Source organism: Nocardia sp. NPDC051052, assembly GCF_044456045.1.
Taxonomy (GTDB): Bacteria; Actinomycetota; Actinomycetes; order Mycobacteriales; family Mycobacteriaceae; genus Nocardia.
The window spans coordinates 237,582-251,110 of sequence record NZ_JBITFL010000009.1 but is presented as its reverse complement, the minus strand read 5'-3'; the positions used below and the strand labels follow the sequence as shown (position 1 = coordinate 251,110).

The 13,529-nt window shown below is 67.3% G+C and carries 13 protein-coding genes; 8 read left to right on the top strand and 5 right to left on the bottom strand.

The genetic code is table 11. The features are described 5' to 3' along the window. Positions 1-65 precede the first annotated feature (65 nt). The 3 genes from ACIBCN_RS29800 (at position 66) to ACIBCN_RS29790 (ending at position 2,127) form a co-directional block, all read left to right on the top strand. On the top strand, positions 66-455 hold the full coding sequence (locus tag ACIBCN_RS29800) for a hypothetical protein (RefSeq protein ID WP_396995019.1): 390 nt from the start codon (positions 66-68) through the stop codon (positions 453-455). A gap of 156 nt (positions 456-611) precedes the next feature. Further along, positions 612-1,403, top strand: coding sequence for a 2OG-Fe(II) oxygenase family protein (locus tag ACIBCN_RS29795; protein ID WP_396995018.1), 792 nt, complete (start codon positions 612-614; stop codon positions 1,401-1,403). Next, on the top strand, positions 1,390-2,127 hold the full coding sequence (locus tag ACIBCN_RS29790) for an SDR family NAD(P)-dependent oxidoreductase (RefSeq protein ID WP_396995017.1): 738 nt from the start codon (positions 1,390-1,392) through the stop codon (positions 2,125-2,127). The genes ACIBCN_RS29795 and ACIBCN_RS29790 overlap by 14 nt, the downstream gene beginning before the upstream one ends. 1 nt (position 2,128) lies before the next feature. Here ACIBCN_RS29790 and ACIBCN_RS29785 read toward each other — a convergent pair whose 3' ends face one another. Both ACIBCN_RS29785 and ACIBCN_RS29780 read right to left on the bottom strand, forming a co-directional pair. Next, positions 2,129-2,974, bottom strand: coding sequence for an SDR family NAD(P)-dependent oxidoreductase (locus tag ACIBCN_RS29785; RefSeq protein ID WP_396995016.1), 846 nt, complete (start codon positions 2,972-2,974; stop codon positions 2,129-2,131). An 83-nt stretch (positions 2,975-3,057) separates the two neighbouring features. After that, complete coding sequence (locus ACIBCN_RS29780) at positions 3,058-3,948, bottom strand: polysaccharide deacetylase family protein (protein ID WP_396995015.1); 891 nt, start codon at positions 3,946-3,948, stop codon at positions 3,058-3,060. A gap of 300 nt (positions 3,949-4,248) precedes the next feature. Between ACIBCN_RS29780 and ACIBCN_RS29775 the strand changes: the two genes are divergently transcribed. Continuing rightward, the gene (locus ACIBCN_RS29775; RefSeq protein WP_396995014.1) at positions 4,249-6,621 is read left to right on the top strand and encodes a flippase-like domain-containing protein; all 2,373 of its coding nucleotides are present in this window, start codon (positions 4,249-4,251) and stop codon (positions 6,619-6,621) included. Here the strand turns inward: ACIBCN_RS29775 and ACIBCN_RS29770 are convergent. Continuing rightward, a complete protein-coding gene (locus ACIBCN_RS29770; protein WP_396995013.1) occupies positions 6,618-7,334 on the bottom strand; it encodes a class I SAM-dependent methyltransferase in 717 nt (238 codons plus the stop codon). The genes ACIBCN_RS29775 and ACIBCN_RS29770 overlap by 4 nt on opposite strands. A 110-nt stretch (positions 7,335-7,444) precedes the next feature. Between ACIBCN_RS29770 and ACIBCN_RS29765 the strand changes: the two genes are divergently transcribed. After that, entirely contained in the window at positions 7,445-8,029 is a 585-nt protein-coding gene (locus ACIBCN_RS29765) for a TetR/AcrR family transcriptional regulator (protein WP_396995012.1), read from the top strand. 1 nt (position 8,030) lies between these two features. On the opposite strand, the gene ACIBCN_RS29760 is transcribed toward ACIBCN_RS29765, so the two are convergent. Then, entirely contained in the window at positions 8,031-8,369 is a 339-nt protein-coding gene (locus tag ACIBCN_RS29760) for a cupin domain-containing protein (RefSeq protein ID WP_396995011.1), read from the bottom strand. A gap of 64 nt (positions 8,370-8,433) precedes the next feature. Here ACIBCN_RS29760 and ACIBCN_RS29755 point away from each other — a divergent pair, with 64 nt between their 5' ends. Beyond that, positions 8,434-9,858: a PLP-dependent aminotransferase family protein gene (locus ACIBCN_RS29755; RefSeq protein ID WP_396995010.1), complete on the top strand. Its 1,425-nt coding sequence runs from the start codon at positions 8,434-8,436 to the stop codon at positions 9,856-9,858. An 84-nt stretch (positions 9,859-9,942) separates the two neighbouring features. Here the strand turns inward: ACIBCN_RS29755 and ACIBCN_RS29750 are convergent, their stop codons facing one another. Next, on the bottom strand, positions 9,943-10,917 hold the full coding sequence (locus tag ACIBCN_RS29750; RefSeq protein WP_396995009.1) for an NAD(P)H-dependent flavin oxidoreductase: 975 nt from the start codon (positions 10,915-10,917) through the stop codon (positions 9,943-9,945). A 341-nt stretch (positions 10,918-11,258) separates the two neighbouring features. On the opposite strand from ACIBCN_RS29750, the gene fadD5 reads away from it, so the two are divergent. Together fadD5 and ACIBCN_RS29740 are read left to right on the top strand one after the other, a co-directional pair. After that, entirely contained in the window at positions 11,259-12,863 is a 1,605-nt protein-coding gene (gene fadD5 / locus ACIBCN_RS29745) for a fatty-acid--CoA ligase FadD5 (protein WP_396995008.1), read from the top strand. Positions 12,864-12,891: 28 nt separating this feature from the next. Next, positions 12,892-13,497 (top strand): cysteine hydrolase, encoded by a 606-nt coding sequence (locus tag ACIBCN_RS29740; protein ID WP_396995007.1) that lies wholly within the window; start codon positions 12,892-12,894, stop codon positions 13,495-13,497. The last annotated feature ends 32 nt before the right edge of the window (positions 13,498-13,529 follow it).

Below are 13,529 nucleotides of genomic sequence, written 5' to 3'. Positions count from 1 at the left end.
GACGGGGACCTGGCCAAACTGTCCCAGACGGTGTTACCTTCGGAGCAGCCCTACCGAGGAGAGACATGCGCAGCAGAATCATCGGCCGTCGCAAGCGGCGCAAGGCAAGCCGGGCACTCGCGGCGGGCAAGCCACCGCGGCATCCGGTCGTGATCGCCCAGCGGACGCCGGACAGCTTGCGCGCGCGGGCATTCGGGCTCGGGCTCGCCGGCACCGGTGCGGCACACTTCACCGCGCCGCGCGCCTTCGATCCATTGACCGCGCGGGCCTTCCCACGCGCCACCCGCCGCTGGACCTATCGGAACGGATTCACCGAGATGGTGCTTGGCCTGGCGATCACCTTCCGGCGGAGCAGGCCGATCGGATCGGTCGGCTTCATCGCCTACCTGGCTTTCCTCGGGGCGCGATTCACGGGCGCCAGGCCGATCGAAGAGTCCGGCGCAAGCACCTGGTAAGCGCGCCGTGAACAGGTGAGGCCGATCCGGGCTCGTTTCCCGGCCTGACCATTCGCACCCCACCCTCGCCCTCCGCGTACAAAACGAACACCACCTGCGCGGGGCGCGAACTGGGCAATATGATCGCGAGTGGTTCGACCGGGAGGGAGTGATGATGTGACAACCGAGTCGGTACTCGAGGCACAAACGCGGCCGGAGCGGTTCGCCGACCTGTTCGCCCATCGGCGCTGGATCCGGCGCAGTCAGCCGTTCCCGCACGTGTACGCCAGGGACGTGTTCGTGCCGGAGTTCTACCAGCGGATGACCGATGACCTGGCCCGCGTCCAGCGCGAACGCCCCGAATTGGCCGGACGGGTGGCGGCGAACTACAGCGCCGACGGGATCGGCCTCGGCGATCTGCGGGACACCTCGCTCGCGGTGTTCACCTCCCGGGAATGGCACGACCTGGTCGCCGGCGTCGGGGGCGTCACCGCGACCGGTGATGTCGAGGGCTCGGTGCACCATCACTCGCCGGGCGCCCCGTACGGGTGGCCGCACAACGATCTCAATCCCGCCTGGTTCCCCGGCACGGCGCCGGGGCCCGACGAGGTGCGGCTGCCGGACAGCACGGTAGATACCAAGTTCGGTACCCGCGGGCCGGATGTGCCTGCGCGCCAGTCGGTCCGCGCGGTAGCGATGCTGTTCTATCTCGGCAACCCCGGCTGGCAACCGGGCGACGGCGGCGAGACCGCGCTCTACGACCACATCGCCGAGGGCGAGAAGCTGCCGGAACTGACGCTCGTTCCGCCGCTGGACAATTCGCTCATAATGTTCGAAGTCACGCCGCGCACCTGGCACACCTTCGCGGGCGGCAACACCAAGGACCGCAACAGCGTGGTGATGTGGGTGCACCGGACCAAGGACGACGCTATCGCGCGCTGGGGAGGAGACCGGATTGTCTACTGGTGAACGCCGGGTCTGCCTTATCACCGGCGCGGGCGGCACGCTCGGCAACGTGTTCTGCCGCTCGTATTACACCGACTACGACATCGTCGCGGTCTGCCGCACCCGGACGCCCGCCGTGCCGTCGCAGCTGGAGTGGTTCGTCGATCCGCTGGAGCCGGAAAAGGCGGTGCCGGAGAATGATTCGAGCGTCTATGTGATCCGCGCCGACCTCACCGCGCCGGGCGAGGTGGAGCGGGTGGTCGATCTCGCGCTTGCTCGTTTCGGCAAGGTCGATCTGCTGGTCAACAATGCCGCACACGTCCAGCTGCAGCCGCGCGGCATCGTCGACGGCGATGCCGCGCTGGAGCAGTTCGATCCCCATTTCACGCTGAATGTCAGTGTGCCGCTGCGCTTTTCGGCACGACTGGCGCAACGCTGCTGGCTGCATGCGGGCGCGGAGAATCGCGCGGCGAACCGGAACATCGTCAATGTCTCCAGCATCTCCGGCTCGGAGGTGTACCGGGGGCAGACGCTGTATTCGGCGTCGAAAGCCGCGCTCAATCAGCTGACCCGCAACATCGCCGAGGAGTTCGGCGAATTCGGGGTGCGCGCGAATGCCATCGCGCCCACCAGCTTTCCGGCGATTGTGCCCACCGAGCAGGTCGCGCAGGCGATCGTCGAACTCGACACGGGCAGCTTCACCGGCGGGGTATTCGGCGTCGGCGAGGAGCCCGCGGCCGAACAGTAAGTTATCCGGCCGACCCGGTGACCCGCTCGGACATCTCCCACAACTGTTGTGCGAGAGCGGGATCCACCGCCTGCTTGGTGCTCGGCGACTCCAGCTCGAGCCGGTGGAAATACTTCCCGTTGATGTCGTCCGCGGTGGTCGCCAAGTGCACCAGCGGTTCCGAGCCCTTGTCCGGTCGAATGAAGAACGGCTTGGACAGCGGGGAACGGATGAGCCAGCCGAGGCCGAGCGGCGCGTGGTCGTACACGTGGGTGGCGACCGCGCCGGGGTGGAAGGCGGCGGTGACCACCCCGGTGCCTTCGGTGCGGCGCGCCAGCTCCCTGGTGAACAGGATGTTCGCCAGCTTCGACGCGGCATAGGCGCCCATCTGATTGAACGAGCCCGTCGTCGCGTTGGCGGTGTCGAGGTTCAGCTTGGCCATCCGGTAGGTCACGCTGGCCGTGTTGATCACTCGGGCCTGCGACTGCACCAGCCGGTCGAGCAGCAGGGTGGTGAGCAGGAACGGGGACAGGTGGTTCACCTGGAAGGTCAACTCGTTGCCGTCGTCGGTGGCGGTGCGCTTGGGCCAGGACCCGCCCGCGTTGTTGGCGAGCACGTCGATCCGCGGATAGCGGTCGAGCAGTTGGCCCGCGAGCTTGCGCACCTCGTCGAAACGGGCGAAGTCGGCGAGGAACGGCTCGGCACCCGCCTTGGCCGCCACCGCCGCCGTCCGTTCCGGCGAGCGACCGACCACCGCGACGGTGGCGCCGCGCGCGGCCAACGTCGCGGCCGCCTCGGCGCCGATGCCGGAGCTCGCGCCGGTCACCACCACGGTTTTCCCGGTCAGATCCTGGTCCTGCACAGCCATTCCTGCCTCCCGCACGTCGGTTCAACTGACCTGATCGTCTTCGGCGCGGCCGGATTCGGCAAGAGCAGACGCGCATACTGGCGCTAAACGGCCGCGAAATGCGCGGCGATCTCGTCGGTCGTGGTCAGCCACACGCCGGGATGATTCGCCACGTACTCGAGCGCCTGGTCCAGATATTTGGCCCGGAACGCCTGCCCGATGACGAACGGGTGCAGCGCGAGCGCCATCACCCGGCCGCTGTCGGCCGACTCCGCGTAGAGCTGGTCGAGCTGATCCTTGACGATCCGCACGAAGTCGGGCCCGCTGGTCCCCTTGCCGAGGAACAGCGTGTTGTCGTTCAACTCGACCGTGTACGGAACGCTCAGCATCCCTGGCCCATTCAGCCGGTATGGCTGATCGTCGTTGGTCCAGTCGAGCACGTAGTTCAGCCCGAGTTCGGCCAATAGTGCTGGGGTGTGGAAGGTTTCGGTGAGCGCGGGGCCCATCCAGCCGCGTGGCCTGCGGCCGGTGGCCCGCTCGATGGTCTCGACCACCTCGGTGAGATAGCCGCGCTCCTGCTCGCGGGAGCGCTTGCGAGTCGCGAATGCGCGAGGCCGCATCGACATGTCGGCCTGGAAGATCGAGTTGTTCTTGCCGTGCGCCAGCCAGGCCCAGTCCCTGGCCAGGCCCGCCGCGATGATCTGTGGATTATGTTGGACCACATCGGAATTGAGCAGCACACTGGCGCGGATGCGGTGCCGGTCCAGGATCTGCGCCAGCCGCCAGATACCGACCCGCGGGCCGTAGTCGCGCCAGCCGTAGTTCAGCGGATCGGGGGTGAGGCCTGCGGTACCGGGGAAGATGCTCGTCGAGGGCCGATCCACCTGGTAATGCTCGACGTTGAGGCCGACGTAGAAGGCGACCCGCGCATCGCCGGGCCAGCGGATCGGCGCGCGCTCGGTGATCGGGCTGTAGTCGTAGAGCTCATTGTCCATGCCGTCAATTCTCGAACCTGACACCAATGTCACATTCAACCTCCATACGGCGTGAGATACCGCACAGGGCGCCGGATCAGCTGACATTCGGCCAGGCCGGATACGGCGTGTCGGTGTGTATTCTCCTCCCGTCCGACGTAATAACTGATTTCGTGAGCACATGGGTGACTCGCCGGGTACGCCCAGAACTCAGCCCTGCCCTGAACCGCTGGCCCGCGACGGTACGTTAGGCGCACTCCACGACCGGCGAAAGGCGCGGAGAGGCGGAAGAGAGGCGGAGAGGCGGAGAGGCGGAGAGACATGCGAGTCGATGGGCGGGAAATCCCGGTAACGGGCAACCTGCTGCAGCCGCTGCTCCGGCGGACGAGTGACATCATCCGCGTCGTGCTGGCCGCGGTGTGGGTCGCGATCGTCGTCGCGGCCTCGGTGATCACCCGGCCGGAATGGCTTGCGCTGGAACGTTCGGTGTCCACCATCGTCGGATTCCTGAACCCAGACCAATCGAACCTGGTCTACCTCGTCTACGGCATGGCGATTCTGGCGTTGCCGTTCGCCATCCTGCTCGAGCTGATCATCGGCAGGCAGTGGAAGCTGCTCGCCGGCTACGCGGCGGCCGGTCTGACCGCCGGGCTGCTGCTCTCCATCACCGGTACCGGCCTCTCGGCGCCTAAATGGCATCTGCAGGTGCCGGATCGACTCGATACCTTCCTCTCGCAATTCCTGGACGATCCCCGCTGGATCGCGATGCTCGCCGCCGTGCTGACCGTGTCGAGCCCATGGCTGCCCAATCGTCCTCGGCGCTATCTGTGGTTCCTGCTGCTGGCGTTCGCGCCGATCCACCTGGTGGTCAGCACCGTGGTGCCCGCGCGGGCGATGTTCGGGTTGGCCGTCGGCTGGCTGGTCGGCGCGGTCATCATGCTCGTCGTCGGCACGCCCGCATTGGAGGTACCGCTCGACGCCGCGGTGCGGGTGCTCGCCAAACGCGGACACACGGTCACCCGGTTCACCGTGGTGCATCCGGCCGGGCGCGGACCGCTGGTGCTGGCCGCCGCCATCGACGGGCCCGAACGCGGACTCGTCGTCGAGATGTACGGCAAGAACCAGCGCAGCTTCGGCGCGCTGCGCCAGCTGTGGCGCTGGCTCACCTTCCGCGCGAGCGAAACCGCGGCCATCCACGGATCCATGCATCGTGCGGTCGAACATCGTGCGCTGATGGCCCTGGCCATCGGCGAGCTCGGTCTGGCGAGCAGCACGCCGGTCGCCGTCGCCGCGCTGGACCGCGGCTGGATGTTGCACGCGCACACCATGCCCAAGGGGACACGGATCAGCGAGGCGCCCGTCGAGCAGCTGGCCGGGGTGTGGAAGTCGCTCGACGGTCTGCACCAGGGTCAGATCTCGCACGGCGACCTGCGCCCCACCGAGATCCGAATCGACAACGGCAGCACGCTTTTCGGCGGCTTCTCCAGCGCGGAGTACGGTGCCTCGCTGAAGCAGCAGCAGTCCGACATCGCGCAGCTGTTGGTGTCGACGACCTCGATCTTCGGCAAGGAGCCCGCGGTCAGCGCGGCCATCGAATCCCTCGGCGAGCAACCGGTGCTCGCCGCCGCGAGCCGATTGACCAAGTCCGCCATGCCCGCCGGGCTCCGCAAGACGGTGCCGGACTGGAAGGACGCCATGTCCGCCGCGCGCGACGAGGTGCGCAAGCAGACCGGACAGGACCGGATCCAGGCCGAGCAGATCACCCGCTTCACCCGCAACCAGATCATCCAGCTGGTGCTGCTGATCGCGCTGGTCTACGTCGCGTACCCGTTCATCAGTGCGGTGCCGACCTTCTTCTCCCAGCTGAAGACGGCCAACTGGTGGTGGGCTCTGCTCGGGCTCGCGGTCTCCTGCCTGACCTATGTCGGTGCGGCGGCGGCACTGTGGGCCTGCGCGTCCGGCGCGGTGAGTTTCAAGAATCTGGTGATCATGCAGATCGCCAACACCTTCGCCGCGACGACCACCCCGGCCAGGGTCGGCGGGCTCGCACTCAGCGTGCGATTCCTGCAGAAGGGCGGCGTCGGCACGGTGCGCGCCACCGCCGCGGTGGCGCTGCAACAGGCGGTACAGGTGATCACCCACCTCTGCCTGCTTGCCGTGTTCAGCGTGGCGGCGGGCACCTCCGCGGACCTGTCGCACTTCGTCCCGGACGCCACCGTGCTGTATCTGATCGCGGGTGTCGGCGTCGGCATCATCGGCACGTTCATGTTCGTGCCGAAATTGCGGCACTGGCTGAACAATTCGGTGCGCCCGCAATTGCAGGAGGTGCTCGGCGAGCTGGCAGATCTGGCCCGCGACCCCCGGCGCTTCTCGGTGATCATTCTCGGCTGTGCCGCGATCACCCTGGGCATGGCCGGCGCGCTGTGGGCCAGCGTGGAAGCCTTCGGCGGCGGCACCACCTTCATCACCGTCACCATCGTCACCATGATCGGCGGCACGCTGGCCTCGGCGGCGCCGACACCCGGCGGCGTCGGTGCCGTCGAGGCCGCGCTGATCGGTGGCCTCGGCGCGTTCAACGTGCCGCTGGACATCGCGGTCCCGTCGGTACTGCTCTACCGGGTACTCACCTGCTGGCTGCCGGTGCTGTGCGGCTGGTTCACCATGCGCTGGATGGCCTCGAAGGACATGATCTAGCCGCCAATTTCCTTGGTAGCGAGCAGCACTCCCGTCGCGGGTGCGACCGTGCTGAATGCCACCGTGCGGAATCCCGCCGCGTTCAGCGCGTCCCGGTAGCGACGAATGTCGATTGCCGCCAATGGATCCGCGGGCCGGCCGGGACCGGCCGGGTCGGGCGTTCGGCGGGCGGCAACACGTGCCATGAAGCGAACCACGGTGGGCAATACCCGGCCCGTCGGATGGGTATCGGCGAGCAGCAGCGTGCCGCCGGGGCGGAGTATCCGGAACAGCTGCGCGATGGCTACCGAGCGTTGTGCCTCCGGGATATGGTGCATGGCGAAGGTAGAGGTCACCAGATCGAAGCAAGCATCGGGCAACGTGAGTGTCTGCGCGGCACCGAGTTCGAATCGGCAATTTGTCACCGCATTGGAATTTTTGGTCGCGTAGTTGATCATTTCCGCCGCCGGATCGACACCGATGACGCTGCCGTCCTGGCCGACTCGCACGGCCAATTTCCGGGCGAGATCGCCTGGGCCGCAACCAATGTCGGCAACTCGGTAACCGGGCTTCGCCCCGCTGAGTGCGACCAGCCGAGCGTTGAGCCGGTCACCGCGACCGAGTAGGAATAGGGCCTTGAATGTGCGGTAACTCCGTGGCTTGGTAAGCAGAACACCGGTTTCGGTGTCATGGTGGCCTTGTCGAATGGAAGACTGGGGTGCGTTTTTGGTCATGTGTTCATGGTCGGGAGGGGCCGCCGCTTCGACCAGAGGCAAAACCACGGAAACCGTTCCATTCGGGACGGATTCGCGACATTTGTACGGGAGGCACATTGTCGTCGGAAGTGAAAAGACTGACGGGCAGCACGGATCGCCGGGTACGGCGGACGAAAAGCCTGCTGCATCGGGCGTTGATCGAACTCATGCTCGAGCGCGGCTACGACCGAATCTCGGTGCGGGACATACTGCATCGGGCCGATGTCGGACGGTCCACGTTCTACGCGCACTTCCGGGACAAGGACGACCTGCTGCTGCTGAGCAGCACCGACTATCTGCGTGCCGCGGTCACCGCGCCGGGCACCGACGCCGGTGCCGACGCCACGACGCCACTCGCGCCGGTGCACACACTGTTTCAGTTGGCCGCCGCGAATCCTGAGGTGTACCAGGCCTTGCTCGGCCGCAAGAGCGGTGCCCTGTTGCTGCGGACCACGCGGGAAATGGTCGCGGAGATCCTCGCCGAGCGCCTTGCCGCGCGGCTCGACATGGACGACGCCGAATTCGAATCGACCGTGACCTTCCTGTCCTGGGGGGTGGTCGGCGTGCTCGGTGCGATCGCCGACGCGGATCCGCCGATGGCGCCCACCGAGGCGTACCAACGCCTGGAACGCCTGATCGGACCCGGCCTGTCCGGGCGGGTCCGAGCACGCTGACTCAGTTCCCGTACTGCGCGGTCTCCGGGCGCTCGATCAACAGGGTGTGCGCGGGCCGCTCGGCGACGGGACGGTGCCGAACACCCTTGGGCACCACGAAGAGTTCCCCCGGGTGCAGGGTGACCGGGTCGTGTCCGGCCAACTCGATCCGGAACGAGCCGTCCCAGCACAGGAACAGTTCGTCCTCGTCGTGCTGGTGCCACGGGAATTCGCCCGCCAGCTGGGCGACGCGGACGACGGTGTCGTTGACGACGGCCAGCTCGCGCTGCTGAAAGGGGCCGGGCAGCCCGGCGACCACGTCCTTGATCGATACCGGACCGGTGATTCTTGCTGCTGTCATGACGGTAATCGTCGGACGGCCGCCGTCGCGACGCCATGGCCAATCGGGCAGAATTGGTTTGGTTATGGATCCAATCAATGTCGCCGAACGCCTCGGCCGCTGGTCGGCGGGCCGTGGCGCGTTGTACGCGCTGCTGGCCGCGCGACTGCGTCGCCTGATCGATGACGGTGAGCTGCCCGCGGGCACCCCGCTGCCGCCGGACCGGGTGCTGGCGAGCACCCTGGCGGTGGGGCGAAGCACCGTGGTCGCCGCCTACGACCTGCTGCAGTCCGAAGGCCGGATCGTCCGGCGGCAGGGCAGCGGGACCAGGGTGGCCGGGGATCCGCTCGCCAGGCCCGCCGAAACCACGAGTGCGCCGGTATTTCTCGATCTGCTCGAGCCGCGCGCGGATGTCATTCCGCTGGCCTGCGCGGCGCCCGATGCCCCACCGGCGGAGCTGGCCGAGTGCTACGCCCGGATTCTGCCCGAGCTGGCCGCGACCACCAGCGATATCGGGTACTACCCGACCGGCCATCCCCGGCTGCGGCACGCCGTGGCCGAGTACTACCGGAACCGTGGTGTACCAACCTCTTTCGAGCAGATACTGGTCACCACCGGTGGGCAACAGGCGCTTTCGCTGCTGGCCCGCTGTTTCCTGCAGCCGGGCGACCGGGTGCTGATGGAATCGCCGAGCTCGCCGCCCGCACTCGAAGCTTTTCGTGCGAAAGCGGCGGTGATCCAAAGCCTTTCACCTGGGCTGGCCGGATTTGCCGCGGCCGCACACGATCACCGTCCCGCGCTCGCCTACGTGATCCCCACCTTCCAGAACCCGACCGGGTCGGTGCTCCCGCCGCCGGCACGCAGGCGGTTGGCGGAAACCGCGGCCGCGCTCGGCGTTCCGCTCATCGAGGACGAGGTACTCGCCGAGCTCGGCTTCCCCGGCTTCAGCACCCCGCCACCGCTGGCCGTCCACTCGGACGCGGTCATCACCGTCGGCTCACTGAGCAAGACGGTGTGGGGCGGCCTCCGCATCGGCTGGGTCCGCGCCGCGGCACCCACCATCGCCCAACTCGCCCGCATCCGCGCGGTACACGACCTAGGCGGCGACGTCCCCACCCAGCTGGCCGCCGCCGACCTGCTACCACACCTAGCCACCATCTGCGCCCGACGCGCCCCCGAACGACAAGCCAGGCACGACCACCTACGCGCCGAACTAACCCGGCTACTACCGGATTGGCACGCCCCCGCGGTCACAGGCGGCCAAACCCTCTGGATCCGTTTGCCGCACGGCGACGGCACCTCCTTCACCCAGGCCGCCCTCCGCCACGGCGTCGCCATCCTCCCCGGCAGTGGCCTGGACCCCACCGGCACCAGCGAAACCCACATCCGCATCCACTACCTACACCCCCCACCAACCCTCACCGAAGCAGCCCACCGCCTCGCCAACGCCTGGCACACCTACAACCCACCCCCAACCCCCATCCCCGCCCCTCCCTCCCTAGCCATGTAGAAGCACTTGACGTACGAAGCGTGCTCTTGACGGATGTTGCAACCTGCGTCAACAGCATGCTTCGTGCGTCATGTCGGCGGGGGGTTAGTGGACGACGGTGTGGGCTAGGCGGGCGGTGATGAGGGATTCGGCTTCGGTGACTATGCGGGTGATGAGTTCGGCGCAGGTGGGGATGTCGTGGATCAGGCCTTGGACCTGGCCTGCGCTCCAGATGCCTGCGTCTAGGTCGCCTTCTTCGAAGACGCGGCGGCCGCGGGCGCCGGCGACGAGGTCGCGGACGTCTTCGAAAGTGCCGCCTGCTTTCTCGATCTCGACGACCTTGCGGCTGATCTCGTTGTCGGCGACGCGGGCGGTGTTGTGCATGGTGCGGAAGATCAGCTGGGTGTCGCGCTCGGTGTGCGCGACGATCTGTTCCTTGACCTTCTGGTGCACCGCGGACTCCTGGGTGCACAGGAAGCGGGTGCCCATGTTGACGCCGTCCGCGCCTAGGGCTAGGGCGGCGACCAGGCCGCTGGCATCGGCGAAACCGCCGGACGCGATCATCGGAATGTCGAGCACCCGTGCGGCGGCGGGAATCAGGATCAGGCCTGGCACGTCGTCTTCGCCGGGGTGGCCCGCGCATTCGAAGCCGTCGATGCTGACGCCGTCGACGCCGATCCGCTGCGCCTTGAGCGCGTGCCGCACGCTGGTGCACTTGTGCAGCACCTTGATACCCGCGTCCTTGTAGTACGGCAGGAACGGCTCCGGATTGCTGCCCGCCGTCTCGACGATCTTGATGCCGCTGTCGATGATCGCCTGTACGTACTCGGCGTACGGCGGCGGGTTGATCGACGGCAGGATGGTGACGTTCACGCCGAACGGCTTGTCGGTCAGCTCCCTGGTGCGGGCGATCTCGCGGCGCAGGTCGTCCGGCGTCGGCTGGGTGAGGGCGGTGATGAAGCCGAGCCCGCCCGCGTTGGCGACGGCCGCGACGAGTTCGGCACGGCCGACCCACATCATGCCGCCCTGCACGATCGGGTGTTGCACGCCGAACGTCTCGGTGAACCTGGTCCGCAGCATTGCGCTCTCCTCTTGCCTCGCGCGGGCGTGCCAGTTCGCCCGAAGACCTGAATGGTGACACGAAAATCCACTCGGGTTCAACCCATAAGTAAGCCGACATTCGCATCGCCGTGCCGATATCGAGCCGTCGTCGCCCCGCCGGGACGGCTCGATGCAGCGGTAAAATAGCAGTTGAAGCCGCATTTGCCGATCGAAATGCCGCCTCGGTCGGATTAACGACGGTTCATCTCCCAAACTCTTGCCGACGGGTTAAGTTAGTTGATATTCTGCGCTCATTCAGCCCGTCACAGCGGTCGGCCATCCCGGCGGACGCGGGTGCCGGTCCGAGAGGAGTTCGTGGTATGACCACCGGTGTACATGGGGGACGGCAGCCGGCGGGGCTGGTGAGCACTTCGCTCGACGAGCCGCTCAGGTCGCGGCGCAATCACTGGAACAACCAGGTCGCCGTGCACGCGCAGATGCGCCCGGACGCGGTCGCGCTGCGGTTCCGCGGCACCGACACCACCTGGCGCCAGCTGCACGAGCGTTCGCTGAAGTTCGCCGACGCGCTCGCCCGCCGCGGTGTCGGCTTCGGCGACCGGGTGCTGATCCTCGCGCTGAACTACCCCGAATACGTGGAGGCCGTGTTCGGCATCAACGCGCTCGGTGCCATCGCGGTCCCGGTCAACTTCCGCCTCACCCCGCCCGAGGTGGCCTACATCGTCGGCGACAGCGGCGCGAAGGCGATCGTCACCGACACCATGCTGCTGCCGCTGGCCACCGCCGTTCAGTCGCAATCCGACACGCTGGAAACATGTTTCGTGATCGGCGGCGCGAGCGCGGACGGGGTGTTCGGTTTCGAGGAGGTGCTCGCCGAGGGCGGCGAACCGCATACCCCGCTCGACATCCCCGAGGACACGCCCTCGCTGATCATGTACACCTCGGGCACCACGGGCAGCCCGAAGGGCGCGATCCTGTCCTACGCGAACATGAATTCCCAAGCGCTGACGGTCATTCGGGCACTCGCGACCGAACAGAGCTCGATCGGGTTCTGCACCTCACCGCTGTTCCATATCGCCGGACTCGGCAGTCTCGCACCGTGTTTCCTGCTCGGCGCGAAGACCGTGCTGCATCCGCTCGGCGCGTTCGACGCCACCGAGTTCCTCGACGCGGTCGAGCGCGAGCAGGCGACGAGCGCGTTCTGCGTACCCGCCCAGTGGCAGGCCATCTGCGCCGAACCCAGGGTGAAGGAGCGCAAACTCGCGCTGACCGCACTCAGCTGGGGTGCCGCCCCCGCCTCCGACACGGTGCTGCGGGCGATGGCCGACTGCTTCCCGAACGCGTTCAACGTCGCGGTGTTCGGGCAAACCGAGATGTCGCCGATCACCTGTGTGCTCGACGGCAAGGACGCGCTGCGCAAGCTCGGTTCGGTCGGCAAGCCCATCCCGACCATTCAGGCCAGGGTCGTCGACGACGAGATGAACGATGTCGCGCCGGGTGAGATCGGCGAAATCGTCTATCGGGGGCCGACTCTCATGCAGGGCTATTGGAACAAGCCCGAGGCGACGGCGGAGGCGTTCGCCGGCGGCTGGTTCCACTCCGGCGACCTGGTCAGCCAGGACGAGGAGGGCTTCGTCTGGGTGGTGGACCGCAAGAAGGACATGATCATCTCCGGCGGCGAGAACATCTACTGCGCGGAGGTGGAGAACGTGCTCTTCGCGCACCCGAAGATCCGCGAGGCCGCGGTGATCGGCCGGGCGCACGAGAAATGGGGCGAGGTGCCGGTCGCCGTTGTCGCGCTCAACAGTCCCGAGGACGAGCTGACGCTGGACGAGCTGACGCTGTTCCTCAACGAGAACCTGGCTCGCTACAAGCATCCCAAGGATCTGGTGCTCGTCGCGGAGTTGCCGCGCAATGCCAGCGGCAAGGTCGTGAAAGTGCAACTGCGCAAAGATTATTCATCCTGACCAGCGGGCCCGGCGGTAGGGTCGGGAGATGGCGATCCCTCGTATCCGCGCAGCCGTGCTCGCCTTGCACTGGCAGGTGAATGTGATCAAGCCCGAAGGCTTCTTCGGGCCCATGCTCGCGGCACCGGTCGCGGCCAGCGGGGTCGTCGCGCGCGCGGTGGACTTCCACGAAGCCGCCGCCGCACACGGTGTTCCGCTGATCTTCACCCGGTTCACCATCCCGGTGGGCGAGGGTGAGCTGGTGCGCAATACCGGCTTCATGCGGTCGGTGGGTGCGGCGCAGACCGAGTTCCGGCCGGATTCGCCTGGTAGTCAGCTCATCTCGGAGATGGCCGCGCAGGCGAGCGAGGTCTTCGACAACCAGAAGCTGTCCGGGCTGGCGGGCAGCAAACTGGCCGAGTGGTTCGCAGGCCAGGGCATCGATACGTTGTTCGTCACCGGTGTCGCGACCAATCTGACCGTGGAGCAGACCGCGAGACACGCGACCGATCTCGGCTTCACCGTGCATCCGGTGGCCGATTGCACCGCCGCGGCCAGCGTGGCAGCGCACGAGGCGGCGCTGGCGAATCTCGAACTCGTCACCGCTGGTTCGCTGGCCGCGGCGCAGGCGCTGACGTCGATCACCCGCCGCTGATCCAGGTTCGGCGAGTGGCGCGGTGCTCGAAT